Annotated in this window: 12 protein-coding genes and 2 pseudogenes; 9 read left to right on the top strand and 5 right to left on the bottom strand. The window is 47.2% G+C overall.

Going from position 1 to position 20,453, the window contains the following annotated elements:
* Positions 1-26: 26 nt before the first annotated feature.
* The 4 genes and pseudogenes from R7Z78_RS25015 to R7Z78_RS08635 form a co-directional block, all read right to left on the bottom strand.
* Positions 27-257, bottom strand: a complete 231-nt coding sequence (locus R7Z78_RS25015; RefSeq protein ID WP_372059718.1) for a mechanosensitive ion channel domain-containing protein — start codon at positions 255-257, stop codon at positions 27-29.
* 222 nt (positions 258-479) lie between these two features.
* Positions 480-1,130: pseudogene (locus R7Z78_RS08645) on the bottom strand (sodium:calcium antiporter); the annotation flags it as partial.
* 316 nt (positions 1,131-1,446) lie between these two features.
* Positions 1,447-2,225: pseudogene (locus R7Z78_RS08640) on the bottom strand (IS5 family transposase).
* Between the two features lie 132 nt (positions 2,226-2,357).
* Positions 2,358-4,226: a fructose-specific PTS transporter subunit EIIC gene (locus R7Z78_RS08635; RefSeq protein ID WP_104976205.1), complete on the bottom strand. Its 1,869-nt coding sequence runs from the start codon at positions 4,224-4,226 to the stop codon at positions 2,358-2,360.
* Between the two features lie 267 nt (positions 4,227-4,493).
* Between R7Z78_RS08635 and R7Z78_RS08630 the strand changes: the two genes are divergently transcribed.
* Positions 4,494-4,796 (top strand): PTS fructose transporter subunit IIB, encoded by a 303-nt coding sequence (locus R7Z78_RS08630; RefSeq protein WP_104976206.1) that lies wholly within the window; start codon positions 4,494-4,496, stop codon positions 4,794-4,796.
* Between the two features lie 8 nt (positions 4,797-4,804).
* A complete protein-coding gene (locus R7Z78_RS08625; RefSeq protein WP_104976207.1) occupies positions 4,805-5,581 on the top strand; it encodes a PTS sugar transporter subunit IIA in 777 nt (258 codons plus the stop codon).
* A gap of 34 nt (positions 5,582-5,615) precedes the next feature.
* On the opposite strand, the gene R7Z78_RS08620 is transcribed toward R7Z78_RS08625, so the two are convergent.
* Entirely contained in the window at positions 5,616-6,458 is an 843-nt protein-coding gene (locus R7Z78_RS08620) for a helix-turn-helix transcriptional regulator (protein WP_104976208.1), read from the bottom strand.
* A gap of 385 nt (positions 6,459-6,843) precedes the next feature.
* Here R7Z78_RS08620 and R7Z78_RS08615 point away from each other — a divergent pair, with 385 nt between their 5' ends.
* The 7 genes from R7Z78_RS08615 to R7Z78_RS08585 all read left to right on the top strand — a co-directional run bounded on the left by R7Z78_RS08615 (position 6,844) and on the right by R7Z78_RS08585 (position 20,405).
* Positions 6,844-8,751, top strand: a complete 1,908-nt coding sequence (locus R7Z78_RS08615; RefSeq protein WP_104976209.1) for a fructose-specific PTS transporter subunit EIIC — start codon at positions 6,844-6,846, stop codon at positions 8,749-8,751.
* 90 nt (positions 8,752-8,841) lie between these two features.
* Positions 8,842-10,059, top strand: coding sequence for a mannose-6-phosphate isomerase, class I (gene manA, locus R7Z78_RS08610; protein ID WP_373924801.1), 1,218 nt, complete (start codon positions 8,842-8,844; stop codon positions 10,057-10,059).
* Positions 10,060-10,292: 233 nt separating this feature from the next.
* Entirely contained in the window at positions 10,293-10,733 is a 441-nt protein-coding gene (locus R7Z78_RS08605) for a PTS sugar transporter subunit IIA (protein WP_104976211.1), read from the top strand.
* An 11-nt stretch (positions 10,734-10,744) separates the two neighbouring features.
* Positions 10,745-12,145 (top strand): fructose-specific PTS transporter subunit EIIC, encoded by a 1,401-nt coding sequence (locus R7Z78_RS08600; RefSeq protein ID WP_005453038.1) that lies wholly within the window; start codon positions 10,745-10,747, stop codon positions 12,143-12,145.
* A gap of 121 nt (positions 12,146-12,266) precedes the next feature.
* Positions 12,267-15,098 (top strand): GH92 family glycosyl hydrolase, encoded by a 2,832-nt coding sequence (locus tag R7Z78_RS08595; protein ID WP_104976212.1) that lies wholly within the window; start codon positions 12,267-12,269, stop codon positions 15,096-15,098.
* Positions 15,099-15,231: 133 nt separating this feature from the next.
* Positions 15,232-17,652, top strand: a complete 2,421-nt coding sequence (locus R7Z78_RS08590; protein WP_023583928.1) for a GH92 family glycosyl hydrolase — start codon at positions 15,232-15,234, stop codon at positions 17,650-17,652.
* 47 nt (positions 17,653-17,699) lie between these two features.
* Positions 17,700-20,405 (top strand): GH92 family glycosyl hydrolase, encoded by a 2,706-nt coding sequence (locus R7Z78_RS08585; RefSeq protein WP_104976213.1) that lies wholly within the window; start codon positions 17,700-17,702, stop codon positions 20,403-20,405.
* Positions 20,406-20,453: the final 48 nt, after the last annotated feature.

Genomic DNA, 20,453 nt, shown 5'->3' with positions numbered 1-20,453 from the left:
CTAGAAATGTAAAGGCCATCTGCCGTCTAAAACACGGGAGTGAATAAACCAATATCAACCAAGCTACCTGAGCAGCTTCCGAATTCAACAAACCCACCTTTTTTGTTCGGCTTCAGAAATAAAATCATGGTACCTGCGGCAGTGTTGCTCAGGGTGCCTTTCAGAGCCAAACCAATCGCTAAACCCGCTGCCCCCACTAAAGCTACCAAACTGGCAACATCTACAAGTGCGACTAAACAAACCGCATAAGAAGCCACTTGAGACAGCGAGCGATAATTTCATCTCCACCACTGACTTTGTCTGTCTTTTTAAATATCCCGAGGTTGACGAGCTTGGATACCACATAAGCCAAGATAAAATTGTCAAGAGCGTATTTTGCAAGATCAGCACAACGAGTGCCTAATGCGTATCATAAAAAACCGTAATGTGTTCCATAGTTACTGCGTGACTCAATAAGTTCACTGTTCAATATTTATGTATTAAAGCGCTCCATAGATTAGATAACTGTTGTATCCCAAATAACACACCAACAGAACAACGCCCTCACTGAGAGAAATTGTCTGTGATTTGCCAAAACGAGCAGCGGTCAACAACAGTAATCCCGTGACAAAAAGCATCGATGTCCAGTCACGCCAGAAGACTTCAGCACCAATATTGGCAATAGGTGTAATGGTGCCCGCAATACCGATGACTGCTAAGGAGTTAAACATATTTGAGCCTACCACATTACCCACAGCTATATCATGCTCGCCTTTACGAGCCGCCACTATAGATGCCGCTAATTAGGGTAACGACATTCCTAAGGTCACAATAGTTAGGCCAATCAATAAATCGCTGACACCGAGTTGTTGTGGGATTTCCACAGCTCCCCACACCAAAATGCGCGAGCTGATAATCAGTAACACTAACCCTGTAAACAGCCAGAAAATGGAAGACTTCTGTGACATACGTTGGCTAGAGAGTTCGTAGCCCATCTATTGCTCTAAGTAGTCTCCCTTTGAGCGTAGTGCGCTCCAGATTGACCAACCAATCAAAAGCATGAATCCACCAATCAAAGTCCAGGCTTCTAACGTGCTGATATGGTGATTCCATAGCATTGCACCAACGCCAAGCGTAATGACTAAAAGTATGGAAAAAGTCCCTTACGAGAGTATTCAGTATCAATGGATCAGAACAAATCCATTGCACCGTAAACACTAAACTCAATTTTAACTGGTAATGCCACGTGTTTCGAATCAATATTAAATACTTTGTTAAATAGCTAGGCGAAACCTATAAGCCTATATCTCGATTCATTTTCTCTCCTCGGTTAAATTTATTTGATTCTGTTTTAGCTAACTCTTCATATTCTTCACATCGGTAGTCCAGACGAGTGCTTTTAGAACCAAGCGGGTCTTTGTTGCGTAATTCGGTCAGAGCACCAAACTGCCTGAAGTTGAGCAATTCTTATACAGTACACTGAGTTTCAGGCATACCAAACCCTGTAAGTTTGTTCAACTCTTTAATCATGGCGTAAGTTTCATCAACCTGAGCATTGTAGTTTCTCTGGCTTAACCGCTCAACTAACAACTTCTTCACTCGATACATTGCTGTCTCTGATAGTGAGCGTTTATGGTAGCCGTATCGTTTTTTTCCACTTACACTTGGATACGTATGACATCGTGACAATCCCCTGTGTCATAAGCGCCATCACCTAATATCGCTATGATTTTACGACTTGTTTGCTTGAGCAAGTAAGGGAGGACTTCTGCATAGGTAACATTAGATAAAATCAGTTCTGCCGCAACGATTTCGTAAGTGCTGGTATCGATAGCTCAATGCCATTTTCTCCAGACTCTACACTTCCCGCCAGTCCATGCTTCTTGACCTTCCGTTTACCTTCACCATAGACCTTGAGACCTGCCGCATCGAGGGCTAGATGATATATTACACATCTAGTCTTTGGTTTAAATAAAACCTCGACTTGCTTAGCTCTTCGACTGATACAACTGTAATGTGGACAGGCTATAGGGACGTTAGCCAATGAAAAAAACAGAATCGATAAACCCTTGCAATGTTCTCAACGGTATTGAGAAAACTCGTTTCACTATAAGCACAGTGATAATGGCTAAACCTCTGAACTGACAAGGTTTACCACGTTTACCTTGCTTATTCTACTTCCACTTGCGAATGGCTTCTTCATCAATCCAGAAAGTGAGAGAACCACGGTTGATTAGAGATGTCATCCATGGCCAAACTGGTTTCAAGATCGTACTACTCTGAGGTAGTGCTCGATAGTCCAAATTGGAGCCAGTTTACCGACTTAGTCGACCAAATATATAGTAAATTTAACGAAGAAAGTGCTAACTAAAAGATAGCTATTCATTCTTGTTTTGCAATAAAGCAATGGGATGAAGCAAGGCATCCTTAGTACTGACATCCAACACTTTTACTTTTCGAAAACGTTCCGGTTCTTTGATCGCGACATCATGAGCAAAGATCACAAACTTCGCTTTCTCGATGTCTTTCTCGGTAATTCGGTTGATGACGCCATTCGCCCCTTGGGTTTCGACTTTAATCTTAATGCCGAGTGCACAAGCCGCTTTTTCCAATGACTTCGCCGCTAAGAACGTATGTGCCACTCCTGATGGGCAAGATGTAACCGCCAAAACATCCGCCTCACCTTCGCCTTGAACGGAGCCATATACTTGAGAATGACCTGTATAACTCTCATCTTCGGTCACGGTTTTCTTTAGTGCAATCACGATCAACGCGGTGGTAACAGAACCAGCAATCGTGCCGATGATGTAACCGATTTTTCCATCCACAACAGGGAGAACAATCCAACCACCCCACGGTGCATGGTTCATTACGTGGAACATAAAGCCAATCACGTTACCGACAATGCCACCCGCCACAATAGCGGGTAACACTCGTGCAGGGTCGCCAGCGGCAAAAGGAATCGCACCTTCGCTAATACCGATCATCCCCATAATACCTGCGGCTTTCCCCGCTTCGCGTTCATCTCGCTTGAATTTACTCGGCGCCAAAAACGTGGCTAGTGCCATACCCAATGGCGGCGTACAAATCGCAATACCGACCCCGCCCATCAACCATGGTTGCGTGTTCACTTGGGTTTGAGCAAACAACGTCGCCACTTTGTTAATTGGGCCGCCCATATCAAACGCGGTCATTGCCCCAAGCACAGTACCGAGCATCACCTTGCCCGAGCCCGCCATGCCCGTCAGCACCTCGTTCATGCTGGTCATTGCGCTGGCAATAGGAGCACCTATCACCCACATCACCGCGCCGCAAGTAACAAACGTCCCCACTAGCGGATAAATAAAAATCGAGCCGAGTGAACTCATGCTGTCTGGTAGCTGAATTTTCTTTAATAGCCAAACGACAAAGCCAGCAAAAAAGCCGACCACAATCGCACCTAAAAAACCCGTATTGTAATGACTGACCGAAATCCAAGATCCAATCATACCCGGCGCAAGGCCCGGCTTGTCGGCAATGGAATAAGCAATGTAACCGCCAAGCACGGCAGTAAACAATGTCAGGCCAGCAATCCCCATTTGGGCAATATCGGCCAGAATGCCCTCTTGTGGTACACCACCGTGACCAGAGATCATCACCGACAACGACAACAGCACACCGCCCGCAACGATAAACGGGATCATGTGGGATGTGCCAAACAGCAGGTGCTCTTTAATGCGACCAAGTTTTTGCGCCCAAGGGCTCAGGGGTTCTGATGCAAATTCTAAAGAAGTTGGGAGAAATTCATTGGATTGGGTTTGAATATCAGTCAGCATCTCAAGCGCTTCTTCTCGCGATTGAGCCAACTTGAGCTTTTCAACAAAGCCGTCTTCGATAATTTTGGTGGAAATTTGTGCCAATACTTCAATGTGATGATGGTCATCACCATCTGGAGACGCCAGCATGAAAAACACATCGGACAGCTCGCCATCTTCGGCACCATAATCAATCCCATTACAGCTGATCCCGACCGCGACAGCCGGTTTCGCTACAGCATCACTTTTGGCATGAGGGATCGCAATACCATCATCAAATCCTGTGTTACCGATCTCTTCTCGTTTCCAGATATCTGCCAAGAACTGGCTTTGACTATTGAGCTTGCCGGCGGCCTCTAGCATCTCGACCAGCTCTTTGAGCGCTTCATCTTTGGTTTGAGCTTTTAGATCTAAACATATCGTTTCCAGCTCAATTAGGTTTGTGATGTCCATTGTTTTACCTTCCAATATTCACGCTCGAATATATACCCAAGTGAGTTTGAGATACAGGATCCCCTGGCTCGTATGCGTTCCTACTCATTTTATGAGGGCATAGATTAACCAGTGCCTACCCTTTGATATATAGGACTAAAAGTGCATTAACTGGATTAATGTAACATGAGATTCAAACTGTGATAGAGCTCTTGCGTTAATCCAGCTCAAATCAATTCAATCTGCGGTGGCTGTGCTAATATCCACAAAAAATAAAATGGATAGAACATGAAAATCGTAGCGGTGACAGCATGCCCTACAGGCATCGCTCATACTTATATGGCGGCAGATGCACTCATGAAAGCTGCGCCAAAACATAACGTGCAAATTAAAGTAGAAACTCAAGGTGCGATGGGGATAGAAAATCAGCTCACTCCTCACGATATCGCTCAAGCGGATCGGGTTTTGATCGTGTCGGATATTGAGATAGAACAACCAGGCCGATTCGAAGGGACACGCAAAATTCAAATCCCCATTGAAGAGGCTTTGCTAAACGTCGACAAAGTATTCCTCGCCCACTGCCGCGACTAAATTTGTAGATGAACGAATACCAAATCACCTTTTTCGTCGATAATGCAAATGCCAGTGCGCATGTTGCTCTGCCACTCAATCGAGTGGCAAAAAAGTTCAAAAGTACCTTACATATCATTAATGTAACGCAAAATCGTGTTGCGGAACTCACCAAGTCCGTGGCGATTTTGCAAGCAGGTCTACAAAAAGGTGATTTGTGTCAAATCACAGCGATTGGCATTGACGCAGAGCTGGCCTGCTTCGTCATCAAAGACATAATTGCTGAACACTTTACTGTGGTGGGGTCTCATATCAACTATCAGTTTTCTAGCCAACTAGCCGAGCGTTTACCGCAGATTTGCCCACCTTGTGAAATCAAATGGCAGTACGCCAAAGCGCATACCGAGCTCACCAAGTTTGAATGCCTCAAAGGACTAGCTCAGCTCATCCACCCCATTTATCCCGACGAACTGATTCTTGCTTTTATTAAACGCGAAGAACGTTCATCAACTTGCGTGACTCCGGGGATCGCTCTACCTCATGTAATGTTTTCAGGTGTTGACCATATTTCCATTGCCGTTATTGCAAATGAAAAGTCGATGGATTGGGCTTCGAAAATGGGCGATGTTCATCTGGCTATAGCACTGGTGATACCAGAAAAGCCGACCCGAGAACAGATCATTGTGGCTACTAACCTCACACGAAATCTGCTTACCGAACAAATGGCGGAACGCCTACTACTAACAAAAAGCAGCGTCGACTTACAAGCGCTGCTGATGTACGCCATGTCGAGGCTGCTTGCTTAAACTTCTCTATGATCTACGCTCTCAGAGTGAAAGCTCAAATCGAACCACGATATTCCGTCGGCGTTCTGCCTGTACGGCTCTTAAATACTCGGCAGAAATAGTTCACGTCTTTAAATCCACAGCGCACTGACACGTCATTGAGTTTGAAGTTGTATTTCTTGAGCATAAACTTCGCGCGATCCACGCGCACCCAAGTAATGTAGTCTGCCAAGGTCATGTGCCCCTGCTGACGGAACAAGCGCGACAAATGGTTCGAGGAAATACAGAATCTCGACGCAATGCTGTCACGCGTGATTGGGCGATGGAAGTTCTCTTGAATGTAGATGCAGATCCCTTGATAGAGATCTTGCACACGGCTATGTGACTGCTGCTCGACTGGTGCATCCAACATCGTCTTCGCGTATTGCAGCAATGCTTGCAGTAAAAGCTCATCCATTGGTTTTTTAGTATTCTCACGAGCCAGTGAGCTCAACGCTTCTAAGATGTTATCTATCGCAAATCCTGAGCGCGTTTGGATGCTATGCTTTTGAATATCGTAAAAGTTTGCCTCACCTTTGCGTTTGCTCACCAAACTCAACCCAAGTTGTCGACGCCCAAACAAAATACTTAACACTGAGCAATTGGTATCCCAGTCTGGTTTATTCCAACAGTTAGGTGCAATAAATATCGCGTCGCCTTTTTTAGCAACGATGTGCGTTACTTTTCGATCATGACTTTCCATTTCATTAATATATTCCCCATCCAGAACCAACTCTAGGCGAGAGAAATTAACTTGATAGCTAAATTCAGGCGGCGTATGAAAATCTCCTGCAAACCAAATATTATGAAATGGCTCTCTTTCATTTAATACCGCTGAAATTAAATCATGAAAAATCATTGTTTCACACTCTATATATGCATCAATGATGCTATTTACTATAGATATACACCGGACTGGACTCTTGTGCTATTGAGCAAAATCACACTTCCACTTTGATGTTACAAAAATCCAGTTAACACATCAAATTTCCAGTAACAAAAACTCTATCAACAACACTCAATCCCTTTTCAAATGGGAGAAAAACCACATTTCACTTATCGTTTAGCTTCTTATCCATCATGTCACAGATATGCAGGTAGATTTGCCCAGTGAACGATCTAAATCACACTATAGTTAGTCGGTTACAATCCTCCAGTAAATGCATTTTTTCTTCACTACAGTCTTTTTCTCTGTAATTTAAAAATACCCCTGAAATAAAAATTATATTTATAGGGGTTCGACAATGATCACCAAACTAATAAATGAAGACTTAATTAAGCTTGATCTTAAAGCGTCTTCAAAAGAAGACGTATTTAAAGAACTGGTTGCCGTTCTTCATGACCAAGGTCGTATTTCTGACCAAAAACAATTTCTTGCAGATATAAAAGCACGTGAAGAATTAGGAAATACCGGATTTGAAGATGGCGTGGCAATTCCACACGCGAAAAGCGCCGCTGTGATTGAACCGGCGGTTGTGATCGGCGTAAGCAAATCAGGTATCGAATACGGCGCGGAAGACGGTTTGCCTTCAAAGCTGTTCTTCATGATCGCTTCTCCAGACGGTGGCGATAACCACCACATCGAAGTACTTGCAGAACTGTCTTCAAAACTGATTGAAGATGGTTTCATCGATGCGTTCTTAGACGCAGCAAACAGCCAAGACGCACTGGCACTCCTTCTTGCTAAAGAAGAACCGCAACCAGTGACAGATGCTCCAGCGAACCAAGGTTTCATCATTGGTGTTACCGGTTGTCCTGCGGGCGTTGCTCACACCTACCTAGCAGCAGAAGCGCTAGAGAAAGGCGCCGCGGCGATGGGTTACGAAATCAAGGTTGAAACGAACGGTTCAATCGGTGTGAAAAACAGCCCAACCGCAGGAGAAATCGAGCGTGCAGATGCCATCATCGTCGCATGTGACAAGCAAGTTGACATGAACCGCTTCGCGGGAAAACGCGTGGTTAAAACCAACGTAAAAGCCCCAATCCGCGATGCTCAAGGACTGATTAATGAAGCGTTAAACGCACCGACGTACCAAGCTGAGTCCAATGGCAATACGCAAGCGTCGGTTGCCGACAAAGCTTCTCAAGCTCGTTCTGACTTATATCGCTACTTGATGAACGGCGTATCACACATGATCCCATTCGTCGTAACCGGTGGTCTGCTGATTGCCCTTGCTCTTGCTGTAGGCGGTCAGCCAAGTGAAGCGGGCATGGCGATTCCTGAAGGCAGCATGTGGAACCAAATCCTCAATGTCGGTGTGGTTGCCTTTACGCTGATGATCCCAATCCTTGCCGGTTACATTGCTTACGCGATTGCTGACCGCCCAGCTCTAGCTCCTGGCTTGATCGGTGGTTGGATTGCAAACAACGGTTCTTTCTACGGCGCAGACGCTGGTACAGGCTTTATCGGTGCCATCATCGCAGGTCTGCTTGTGGGTTACTTCGTGAAGTGGATTACGTCGATTAACTACCACAAATTCATCCAACCTTTGGTGCCAATCATGATCGCACCAATCACAGGTTCGCTATTCATCGCAGCTCTATTCATCTTCGTTATCGGCGCGCCAATCGCAAGCCTAATGGACGGTCTGACTGCGCTACTAACTAGCATGAGTACAGGTAACGTCGTTCTACTGGGTATCGTACTTGGTGGTATGGCTGGCTTCGATATGGGTGGTCCATTCAACAAGGTCGCATTCCTATTCTCTGTGGGCATGATTGCGAGCGGTCAAACTCAATTTATGGGTGCGATGGCGTGTGCAATCCCTGTTGCACCTCTAGGCATGGCACTGGCAACGGCGCTTGGTCGTAAGTTCGACCTGTTCGAAGAATCAGAAACCGAAGCAGGTAAAGCCGCAGGTGCAATGGGCCTGGTGGGTATCTCTGAGGGTGCTATTCCATTCGCAGCGCAAGATCCAATGTCAGTGATTCCTGCAAACGTACTTGGCTCAATGGTGGCGGCAGTAATGGCGTTCTCATTCGGCATCACCAACAGCGTTGCTCACGGCGGTCCCGTGGTCGCTCTACTTGGCGCGATGAACCACCCAGTCCTTGCTCTGATTTGTATGGCAGCTGGCGCAACGGTTACCGCAGTAACGTGTGTAACGTTGAAGAAAGTACGTAAAGCAAAAATGATGCAAGCAGCTGCTTAATCCCCCTCCCCCAAATGGCTCCTATGGCTTGGGCAATGTCGCCCAAGCCATGATTTTCTCTCATGGTGACACTCTATGTCTGATTTAACGATGTCCGATACACAAACGATTCAAACTCAAGCTGCGCATCCGACGTTTTTCCTGATGAACAACGTGATTCAAAACTACGCTTGGGGCAGTACTACTTCTGTTAACCAACTGTTTGGCATTGAAAACCCAACGGGCGAACCACAAGCAGAAGTATGGATGGGCGCGCATCCCAACGGTTGCTCATTGGTGATGGTAAACGGTGAGGAGACCAAACTGTCTTCACTGATTACTCAAGACATGAATGCCTTTCTGAGTGAAGAAGTCGCAAACCGTTTTGGTGAACTTCCATACCTGTTTAAAGTGCTTGCTGCTGAGAAAGCGCTGTCGATTCAGGTTCACCCAAACAAACAACAAGCAGAATTAGGCTTTGCACTGGAAGAAAAACAAGGCATCCCCCTAACCGCTGCAAACCGTAACTACAAAGATCCAAACCACAAACCTGAGTTGGTTTACGCGCTAACCGAATACCAAGCGATGAATGGCTTCCGCCCAACAAGTGAAATCATCAGCTTCTTCTCTGAGCTGGCGATTCCTGAGCTGCAAGGCTTGGTGGATGATCTTATCGCAAACCAAACACCAACGGGCTTGGCGACGTTCTTCTCGGGTCTACTGTCACTAGAGGGCGAACAGAAAGAGATGGCGTTGACGGTGCTATTGGCTCAAGCTCGCATCACCGACTTACCTCTGTTCAACCTCATTCTTGAACTAGAGAAGCAATACCCTGGCGATATTGGTTTGTTTGCGCCACTTATGCTTAATGTGATTACCCTACAACCGGGTGATGCCATGTTCTTGGATGCAGAAACGCCACACGCTTACTTGAAGGGTACGGGGCTTGAGATCATGGCAAACTCAGACAACGTACTGCGCGCGGGTCTGACACCAAAATACATGGACGTGAAAGAACTTGTTGCATGCACACGTTTCAACGAGAAGCCGTTCGACAGCCTATTGCTCGCACCAACTGAAATCGACGATATGTTGGAATACCCAATCCCAGTCGACGATTTCAAATTCGCCATCGTTAAACAAGCTCACCAGCGTACTCTTGACGTTCAAACCGCTGAGATCCTTATGCCTCTGGATAACAAGCTTGTGCTAACTCACGCAAACGGCGAAACATGCGTGGTTGAAAAAGGACAATCTGTTTTCATTCCGGCTTACGCAAAACAGGTCACTTTGGATTGTGAAGGTCGTGTTGTGCGCGCTTACAGTTAGTGAACGCTAATTAAGCTTCCTTCATACTGTTACATTTTATAGTTCAGCCAATAACCGCCGTTATTGGCTTTTGATATTCATTCATCCTAGTTTTATATTGATATATTGGAGAGCTAAATCACACTTAAGCTTGTGTGATACAAAAATATAGTTATTGGATTTTTTTTACTATTTCAGAAAACCGTAACATTAATTAAATTTGCCTCATTACTTCAGTACCAATGAGTCAAAAAATGATAACAGAACTAACAAACGTCAATTTAATTAAAGGCAACCTTCAAGATAATAATAAAAAAGAAGTCTTTGAAGAGCTAGCGCAAATGCTATTCGAAAATAATCGAATCAGCAGCAGAGAGGCTTTTTTAACCGACATCGAAGCGCGTGAAGCATTAAGCGTAACTTCAATGGACGGCATCGCTTACCCACACGCAAAAAGCAAAGCGGTTACAGAGCCTGCAACCGCTGTTGGCGTAAAGCGCGAAGGCATCGAGTATGGCGACGAAGAGGGAGTCAAACCGACCGTATTCTTCATGATTGCCTCACCAGATAACGGTGCCGACCACCATATTTATGTTCTTCAAGAATTATTCGGTAAATTTAGCGAAGAGTTTATTGAAGATATTCATAACGCAAAAGACGAAAACCAAATACTAAATATTTTAATTAATTCATAAGGCGTGAAATTATGAGTACAATCACAGCTCAAGCTAGTAATAATAGCGATTTCAAAAAAATCCTAAGTACCATGAAAGGTCACCTTTTATTCGGTACTTCTCACATGCTTCCATTTATCGTTGCGGGTGGTGTACTACTGGCGCTAGCGGTAATGGCATCAGGTAAAGGTGCGGTTCCTGCGGACGGTTTATTGGCTGATATTTCTAATATCGGTATTAAAGGTCTGGTGCTGTTCCCAATTATTCTTGGTGGCTTCATCGGTTACTCAATTGCAGACAAACCAGCACTAGCTCCAGCGATGATCTCTTCTGGCATCATGGCTGACATGGGCGGCGGCTTCCTTGGTTGTATCGTAGCGGGCTTCATCGCTGGTGGTGTGGTATTCCAACTTAAGAAGATCCCTCTTTCTGCTAACATGACTGCGTTGGGCGCTTACTTCATCTACCCTCTACTAGGTACGCTTATCTCTGCAGGTATCGTTCTATGGGGTATCGGTGAGCCAATCAAGATCTTCATGGCTTCTATGAACGAATTCCTAGCTTCTATGGCTGGCGCTTCTAAAGTGGTTCTAGGTACGATTCTTGGTGGTATGACTGCTTTCGATATGGGCGGTCCAATCAACAAAGTAGCAACGCTATTCGCTCAAACTCAAGTTGATACTCAACCATGGCTAATGGGTGGTGTTGGTATCGCAATCTGTACGCCTCCTCTAGGTATGGCGCTAGCAACATTCCTATTCAAGAAGAAGTTCACTAAGCAAGAACAAGAAGCAGGTAAAGCAGCAGCAATCATGGGTTCTATCGGTATCTCTGAAGGTGCTATCCCATTCGCAGCAAACGACCCTGTACGCGTTCTTCCTTCAATCGTTGCTGGCGGTATCGTTGGCTGTGTGTTCGGCTTCCTAACAGACGTACTACTACACGCACCATGGGGCGGTCTAATCACAGCTCCTGTATCAAGCAACATCCCAATGTACGTTGTGGGTATCGCACTAGGCTCACTAACAACAGCAGTTATCGTTGGCTTCTGGAAACCAGTTGCTGAAGAAGAAGCAGAAGACGAAATCGTTGAAGCAGCACCTGCACAAGCTCAAGCGGCTCCAGCAGCAGGCGAAGGCGAGTACGACATCGTAGCAGTAACATGTTGCCCATCTGGCGTAGCACACACATTCATGGCAGCGAAAGCACTAGAGAAAGCAGGTGCGGCAGCTGGTCTGAAAATCAAAGTAGAAACTCAAGGTCAAAACGGTATCCAGAACCGCATCACTGACCTAGATGTAGCAAACGCGAAGCTGGTTATTCTAGCTCACGATATCCAAGTAAAAGACGCTCACCGCTTTGCAAAAGCAAACGTTGTTGAGTGTTCAACGAAAGAAGCGATGCGTAACGCAGCGACTCTTGTGAAAGCTTAAACCTTAAGCTCCTCCCCCTAAGAGCCCTTTCCCCCAAAGGGCTCTATTTCAAGTTTTTAAGTTTTAGTAATACCCCTGATTTTTTTAATTATATAACCCTACAATTTACAAGGCTTTAAAAATGAAATTCAAACCTTCCCTACTCGCTTGCGCAGTTCTCAGTGGTCTAGTCGGTCTGACTGGCTGTAACGACGACACAACCAACATTTATGAAGGCGGTGACACCAACCCTGCACTGCCGGATATTCCTGACGGCGGCAAGCCAGTATGTCCTCCAGTTGGCGATGGCGACTGTGATGACAAGCCAAACCCAGAAACACCTGAAATCGACATGGGCGTTCACATCCCGGTAGATTTCGCCGATATGGACGTAACACGCTACGTCAACCCATTCATCGGCACAGGTAACCTAGGCAACACCTACCCTGGTGCAACCACACCACACGGCATGGTGCAGCTTTCTCCAAACAACGGTTCTAACGGCTGGGAATACATTTCAGGCTACTACTACCACGACGCACGTACTTCCGGTTTCTCTCATACCCACCTTTCCGGAGCAGGTGCTGGCGACTTGAACGACATTCTCGTCATGCCAATCAACTCGCGTTCGGATTACATGATTGATGAAGGTTCGGCAACGCTAAACCTAGAAGCGTCTCGCTTCCAACATCGTGACGAGCAAGCTACGGCAGGCTACTACAAAGTCGATCTATTGGATTACGACATCAAAGCAGAATTGACGGCGTCGGATCGCGTTGGTGTACACCGTTACACCTTCCCTCGTGATGAGAAGTCAGAAATCATCGTGAACACTGGCTTCAAAATTAACTGGGACTACACCTCAGATTCTTACTTGAAATGGGACAAAGACAATAACCGTCTTGAAGGTCACCGTTTCTCTGACGGCTGGGCACCAAGCCAAAAAGAATTCTTCGTGATGGAATTCGACCAACCAATCAAAAACGTTCGCTTTACTTACTACGATAAAGAGCAAGGTCGTTACATGGACGTGCCAGAAGGCATTACAGAAATCGGAAACGAAACACGCGGCAAGTACCAATACGCGCGCGCTTACGTTGAGTTCGACACATCCAAAGACGGCTTAACGGTTGAAGCGAAATTGGCGCTATCAAACGTTGAGATCGGCGAGAATGGCAAGTCTGGTGCTTCTCTTAACATGACAGAAGTTGCGGGCATGAACTTCGACCAAGTACGCGAAGCGGCAACGAAGAAATGGGAAGACGAACTCGGCAAGATCCAAGTATCTGGCGACGAAGATTACAAACAGACCTTCTACACCGCGATGTACCACTCGTACCTAGGTCAAACCATTCACTCTGACTTAGATGGTCGCTACCGCCAAGTTCACCAAGGTCGCAACGCTTACCCAGATGGCAACACACCTTGGGGCGATAAGATTGATACGCTGAAAGAGTCGATCCGCACTGCCGATGCCAACAAAGATGGCAAAGCAGACTTCACGCGCTACGACACTTTCTCTTTGTGGGATACCTACCGCGCAGTTCAACCGTTGTCTTCGATTCTTGAGCCAGACCGCTTAGCAGACGTGGTGCTGTCTATGCTGTCTTACGCCGAAGAAGAATGGGTGGATGACAAAGGCAACGTGCGCAAAGGTCGTCTGCCTGAGTGGACATTCAAAGGCAACGAAACCGGCATGATGATGGGCATGCACTCAACGCCTGTGATTCACGATGTGTTGTCGAAAGGCTCACTAGAAAAACGCATGATCGATCTTGTCTTTACAGAAGCAGAGCGCAAAGACGTGAAAGAGCGCTTGGTTGAAGCGATGATCACTGACGCGCGCGCCGCAACGAGCCAAGGCGTAGCATGGATCAAAGAGTACGAAGAACAAGGTTACGTGCCAGCGCAATTGCACGACACTCCACCAGATTCTTACGGCAGTCACTCACCATTTAAAGACTCTTGGACAGCATCTTACTCGCTTGAATACTCAATGAACGACTGGGCAATCGCGCAATCGATCAAAGAAGTATTTGGTGAAGAAGATCCACGCTACACTGAGTTCGCTAACCGTTCTAAAAACTGGCAAGCGCAATTCGACTTCGGTGGTAAGCAATACCAAGGTTGGTTCAAAGCCCGTGACTACGATGGCGAGTTTATCGATGCAAGTTGGGTAGACCCAATCACTGGTCGCGCGGTTGGTAAAGACTGGCGTCCAGACATGTTTAACTGGGCATTCTCTGAATCGAATGGCTGGCAATACTCGTTCAGTGTTCAGCACGACATTCATGGCTTGATTGACCTGATGACACGCTTCGACAAGACACAAAACCCTGAAGCAGAACGCGGTGACTTGTTCGCAGCTCGCTTGGATGAATACTGGTCAACCTACCCAGATCGCAACGCAGGCGACAACCAATTCCCAGTGTTCAACACAGGTAACGTTGGTCAGCACGTTCAAGGTAACGAACCAGATATCCACGTGCCGTACTTGTACAACTACGTCGGTCAGCCTTGGAAAGGTCAGGCAGCCATCGCCGCAGCAACCAACATTTGCTACAAGAACACCGCTGACGGCATTTGTGGTAACGACGACTTCGGTACGCTCTCTGCGTGGTTCGTGTTCCGTGCGCTTGGTTTCTACCCAGTAAACGCTTCTTCTGGCATCTACGAAATCGGTACTCCGCTGTTTGAAAGCGCGTCTATCGATGTCGGCAACAACCAGAAGTTCACGGTGACCGCGAAGAACGTTAACCGCGAAAACATCTTCATTCAATCGGCTCGCTACAACGGCAAAGACTTCAACCGCAGTTACCTAACTCATGACGAAATCATGTACGGCGGTGAGTTGGAGTTCGTGATGGGCGACAAACCAAATCAACGTTGGGGCTCTCTAGAGCAAGATCTTCCACCAGCACAAGGCATCGGTGAGTTCTTGCATGAAGACGAGATGCCAGCAGGTTCTCGTTAATCCCAATAGTGACAACTCAGCCGGGGGAACGCATCTCCCGGCTATCCCTACAAGCAAATTTTATAAGCAGTCCTTTATAAACAGTCTCTTATAAACACTTTTTATATACGAATAACGACAAAACGGTATGCACATGTTTAAACGTAATCTTATCTCTTTGGCTATCCTGGTTGGTCTGACGGGTGGCTTAGCTGGCTGTAACAGCGACAACGATTCTTCCTCTTCACTGCCGGGTGATCCAATTGTTGATCTTGCGGTATTGAAATACGTCGATCCTATGATCGGCACAGCAGCTTCTGGTCATACATTCCCGGGCGCGACGGTACCGGCAGGTATGGTTCAACTGTCTCCAGATACTTTCATCGGTTCTAACACAGACCATGAATCAGGACTTAACCCTTGGCACTCGGCATCTGGCTACTGGGATTCATCCAACTACGAAACTGGCGAAGTGGTTAACACTGACGTTCCGCTGTACGGCTTCTCACATACTCACCTTTCAGGTACAGGCGCAACGGACTTAGGCGACATCTTGGTTCTGCCATACGCAGACATGGCGAACACACAACTGAACTCTTTCGACAAAGCCAATGAAGAAGCAAGCGCAGGCTACTACAAAACCAAGCTAAACCAAGGTCAAATCGAAGTAGAACTGAGCGCAACTAAACGCGTTGGTTTGCACAAATACACCTTTGCTGATGGCGCAGACCGCAACGTGAAGTTCGATTTGGGTCATACCCTAATGAACAACAACGGCAAGTCTTTGAAGAACAAAGTAGAAGTGGTGGACGAATACACCATTCGCGGTCGTAAAACATCAACAGGCTGGTTCCAAGGGCAAGATCACCAAGGTCAAGACATCTTCTTCTACGCGAAATTCAACCAACCAATCGCCAAGGCAATGTTGGGCGAACAAGACCTAGAGCCAACGCGCGAAATGCGTGATGGTGCGGTTTACTCAGGCGATGACCTGACGGCTTACCTAAACTTCGGCACAGGCGAAGAGCCAATTGAGATCCGCGTGGGTATCTCTCCTGTAAACTGGCAAGGCGCACAGAAAAACTTAGAAGCGGAAGCACCAAGTTTCGATCTAGCAAAAGTGAAAGAAGACGCGGAATACGCGTGGGCTGAGAAGCTGGCGAAAATCAAAGTAGAAGGCGGCACAGACGCAGAGAAAACCAACTTCTACACTGGCATGTACCACATGATGATCGCGCCAATCGAGTTCTACGATGTGGATGGTCAATACGTGGATATGCTTGGCACGGTGCGCACACTGAAAGATGGCGACACGCCAAACTACTCGATTTACTCAACGTGGGATACGTTCCGCGCGGTTCACCCAATGTGGACCATCATCGACCCAGACCAAGCAACGCTTTACGTGAAAGACTTGATTCGTAAATCCAACGACGAGTTTGGTCTATTGCCGAAATGGGAAGGTCACGGCTCAGAAACCGGCACCATGATCGGCTACCCATCGGCAGCGATTCTGGGCGATGCGGTAACCAAAGGCTTGATTGATGCAGAGCAGGCTTACACGGCGTCGGTGAAATCAGCACGTTACACACCGCATGAGTACCCACAGATTCATGACGACATCCTAAGCTCACTTATGGCAGGTCAGTTGAACTACCACGAGAAAGAACAGTGTGTTCGTTACCCGAACTGGAACTCAGTGTCGTACTCGTTGGAATTCTCCTTCTACGATTGGACGATCGCAGAAATGGCAAAAGCCGCTGGCGATATGGACGCGTACGAAGAGTTCAAAGCTCGTTCTTACAACTCTTTGAAACACTGGGATGCAAAAGCAGGTAACGCAGACGGCACGGGCTTCTTTGTACCAACAGAATTGAAAGAAGGCGATCCATGTGCACTGAAATACGCTTCAACTGACTTCGACCCTTACAAATCTGACGCGTTCTACTACACAGAAGGTAACGCGTGGCAATGGCAATGGGCGTTCATGCAAGACTTAGACAAGCTGACTGAAATCATGGGCGGCACACAAGGTCTGAACGACAAGCTGAACAACCTATTTACTGCCGATCCAAATGGCGGCGAAGCGCACCAAGATATGACAGGCTACATCGGTCAGTACATTCACGGCAATGAGCCTTCGCACCACGTCATCTACTTGTACAACCGTACTGAAGAATCTTACAAGGCGCAGGAATACCTAGACCAAGTTTACGACCAGTTCTACAAACCGACACCAGACGGCATCATCGGTAACGAAGACGTGGGTCAAATGTCGGCGTGGTACTTGATGTCAGCACTGGGCTTCTACCAAATCTCGCCAACCGATCCAACCTACAGCATCGGTCGTCCAATCTTCGACAAAGCGACGGTAGACATTGGCTCTGGCACCTTCACGGTAACGGCTGAGAACAACGGTCCAGACAACATGTACATCAAAGAAGTAACCATCAACGGTAAGCCTCTGGATGTGTACAACACCTTCCAGCACAGCGAATTCAAAGCAGGCGGCGAACTGCACTTCGTGATGACAGCTGACAAGTCTGAAGCAATGCAAGCCAACCTAGGCGAATAATGATTTTGAGGGGACCTCGTGTCCCCTTTTCTCGTGGAATAAAAACAATGAAACTAAAAAGAACCCTACTCTCTACTGCAGTGTTAACCGCCATGCTTGGTCTTGCTGGTTGTGGCAGCGACTCTGATCCAGAAACTCCAGTTATCTCTACCCCTACTTTGGAATTCGTTGATACCTTGATCGGCACTAAAGGTCTTGGCAACGTTAACCCTTCTCCAGTTATGCCAGAAGGTATGATTCAACCTTCACCAGATAACTTCGATCCAAACGGTTGGAATGGGAAAGGCTCGCCTGTTGAATACGATCCTGTGCACAGCCTGCTTTCTGGCTTCTCAATGACCCACATTTCCGGCGCAGGTAAAGGCGACCTAAACGACTTCGCTTTCTTGCCATACACAGGCTTTAATACCGATGCCGTGACCATGGATAAAAGCTCGGAAGTGGCAGAAGTTGGTTACTACTCGGTTGACCTTGTAGAAACTGGCGTAAAAGCCGAGCTTTCGGCAACTGACCGCGTGGCGTTCCAACGTTACACTTTCAAACCGGGTGAAGACCGCAAAGTACGTATCGATCTTCAACACGAACTGTTGGAGCAATACGGCAACCACTCTCGCAGCATCTACTACAAACGCGTTAACGATACCACCGTCGTAGGCGCGCGTACCTCAAACGAATGGGGTCAATGGCAAACCGTGTTCTTCGCGGCAGAATTCTCTGATCCAATCATTGAAGAGAACCTGTACACCAAGCTGGCTTCTGAAAGCAAACTGACTCCAACTGACGCTACCGAAGTCGGCTTGGAAGATTACCGTGGTTACGCAGAGCACAAACCAATGCCGGGCGAACCAGAACCTGATCCAGAACGTTTGGCGAAACGCGCAAACGATGTCCTGACGCATTTGAACTTTGGTAAGAGCGATGAGCCATTGGTGGTCAAAGTAGCGACTTCTGGCACTGGCGTTGACGGCGCACTGAAAAACCTAGAAGCAGACACTAACGGCTGGGACTTCGACAACGTCGTACAACAAAACCGCGTGGCTTGGGAAAACATCCTTGGCGAGTTTGAACTAGAAGGCGGCAACAAAGCCGACAAAACCATGTTCTACACCTCGCTCTACCGTACGTTTGTTGCTCCATTCCTATACCAAGATGTGGATGGCAAATACCGTGGCATGGATGGCAAAGTGCACCAAGCAGAAGACGGCTTAGTGAACTACTCAGTGTACTCAATGTGGGATACCTTCCGCGCCGCACACCCACTGAAAACCATCATAGATAAAGACCGCGCGATTGAACACGCACGCGATCTATTGAACAAATACCAAACAGGTGGTGTGCTGCCAAAATGGGAACTGCACTCGGATTACACTGGTGAAATGGTCGGTCATCCTGCAGTCTCAGTTATCGCCGATATCATGGTCAAACACCCAGAAGCCTTTACTGCTGCCGAGTTTGATTTGGCGTTGAAAGCCGCTGACGAAACGGTCAACTTCAATCTTGATAAAACTGAAAGCTGGGTGCCTTACCAAGACGCTTGGAACGGTGACAAACGCTTTACGGTCATGACGCGTCATAACGACTACCAAGAAGACGTCGGCTTTATTCCAGCTAACACCAAATGGGCGCCGGATTCTGGTGACAAACCGGGTTACGTAGAAGGCTTGAAAGTCGATAAGTACGACGAGCTTGTGAACGAATCGGTGTCTTACGGTCTTGAGAACGCTTACTACGACTGGTGTATCGCTCAGATCGCTAAACTTGCGGGCAACGACCAACAGTACGACCGTTACATGGCACGCTCAGAATCGTTCAAGAACTACTTCGATTACAACCCAGAACAATACGGCAAGTTGCAAGACACCAAAGGCAACGCATTGGGTGCGACGGGCTTTATGCGTCCGGCTTACATGAACAGTGGCAGCAAGGTTTGGGCAAACAACCTGAAAGCCGAATGTTTGGACGAGAACATGGCGCTGTCTATCCCAGACGGTATGGACTACAACGCGTGTAAAGACCGCAAAGCACTCAACGAAAGTGACGTGTTCTGGCCTTACCGCGCCGAGCACCGTGGTGAAGACTTCACCGAAGGCAATACATGGCAATGGACATGGTTTGCACCGCACAACTTGAACGGTCTAGCCAACGTGATGGGCGGCGAGCACATCGACCGCACTGACTTCTCTCTTCCTGAAGACGTAACCGAACAAGGCAAAGCGGCATTCTTAGCCAACTTGAATGCGCTGTTTAATGCGGACTCCAACGCTGATACGAGCCAATCACACGACATGTCTGGCTACATCGGCCAGTTCGTGATGGGTAACGAGCCTGATCACCACGTACCTTACCTCTACAACTGGACGGCAGAGCCTTGGAAGACACAAGAAATCGTCGACCAAGCGATGAACGAGTTCTACCACCCAACGCATGAAGGTCTGATCGGTAACGAAGACGTCGGTCAGATGTCGGCGTGGTATGTGATGTCTGCATTGGGCTTCTACCAAGTCACTCCGGGCGAAGCAAGCTACACCATCGGTCGTCCTTTGTTCGACAAAGCCGTGATTCCAGTCGCGGACGGTAAATTCACCATCACCTCAGAAAATAACAGCCAAGAGAGCATCTACGTTAAGTCGGTGACCATCAACGGCAAACAATTGAGTGACAACTTCAGCTTCGCGCACAGCGATTTGAAAGACGGTGGTGAGCTGCATTTCGTCATGACTTCAGACAAATCTGAAGCGATGAAAGCGCAGTAACCGATACCCATCCAAATAACGAAAGGGGGCACCTAGCCCCCTAAAAAA

The sequence above is a fragment of the Vibrio sp. 1167 genome (assembly GCF_033340375.1).
Lineage (GTDB): Bacteria > Pseudomonadota > Gammaproteobacteria > Enterobacterales > Vibrionaceae > Vibrio > Vibrio alginolyticus.
This window is presented reverse-complemented; position numbering and strand designations above follow the sequence as displayed.

Excerpts from the sequence above, each read along its gene's own strand:
- manA (WP_373924801.1), top strand. The coding sequence starts at position 8,842 with ATGTCCGATACACAAACGATTCAAACTCAAGCTGCGCATCCGACGTTT.
- R7Z78_RS08590 (WP_023583928.1), top strand. The coding sequence starts at position 15,232 with ATGTTTAAACGTAATCTTATCTCTTTGGCTATCCTGGTTGGTCTGACG.
- R7Z78_RS08595 (WP_104976212.1), top strand. The coding sequence starts at position 12,267 with ATGAAATTCAAACCTTCCCTACTCGCTTGCGCAGTTCTCAGTGGTCTA.
- R7Z78_RS08620 (WP_104976208.1), bottom strand. The coding sequence starts at position 6,458 with ATGATTTTTCATGATTTAATTTCAGCGGTATTAAATGAAAGAGAGCCA.
- R7Z78_RS08625 (WP_104976207.1), top strand. The coding sequence starts at position 4,805 with ATGAACGAATACCAAATCACCTTTTTCGTCGATAATGCAAATGCCAGT.
- R7Z78_RS08635 (WP_104976205.1), bottom strand. The coding sequence starts at position 4,226 with ATGGACATCACAAACCTAATTGAGCTGGAAACGATATGTTTAGATCTA.
- R7Z78_RS08630 (WP_104976206.1), top strand. The coding sequence starts at position 4,494 with ATGAAAATCGTAGCGGTGACAGCATGCCCTACAGGCATCGCTCATACT.
- R7Z78_RS08585 (WP_104976213.1), top strand. The coding sequence starts at position 17,700 with ATGAAACTAAAAAGAACCCTACTCTCTACTGCAGTGTTAACCGCCATG.
- R7Z78_RS08615 (WP_104976209.1), top strand. The coding sequence starts at position 6,844 with ATGATCACCAAACTAATAAATGAAGACTTAATTAAGCTTGATCTTAAA.
- R7Z78_RS08600 (WP_005453038.1), top strand. The coding sequence starts at position 10,745 with ATGAGTACAATCACAGCTCAAGCTAGTAATAATAGCGATTTCAAAAAA.
- R7Z78_RS08605 (WP_104976211.1), top strand. The coding sequence starts at position 10,293 with ATGATAACAGAACTAACAAACGTCAATTTAATTAAAGGCAACCTTCAA.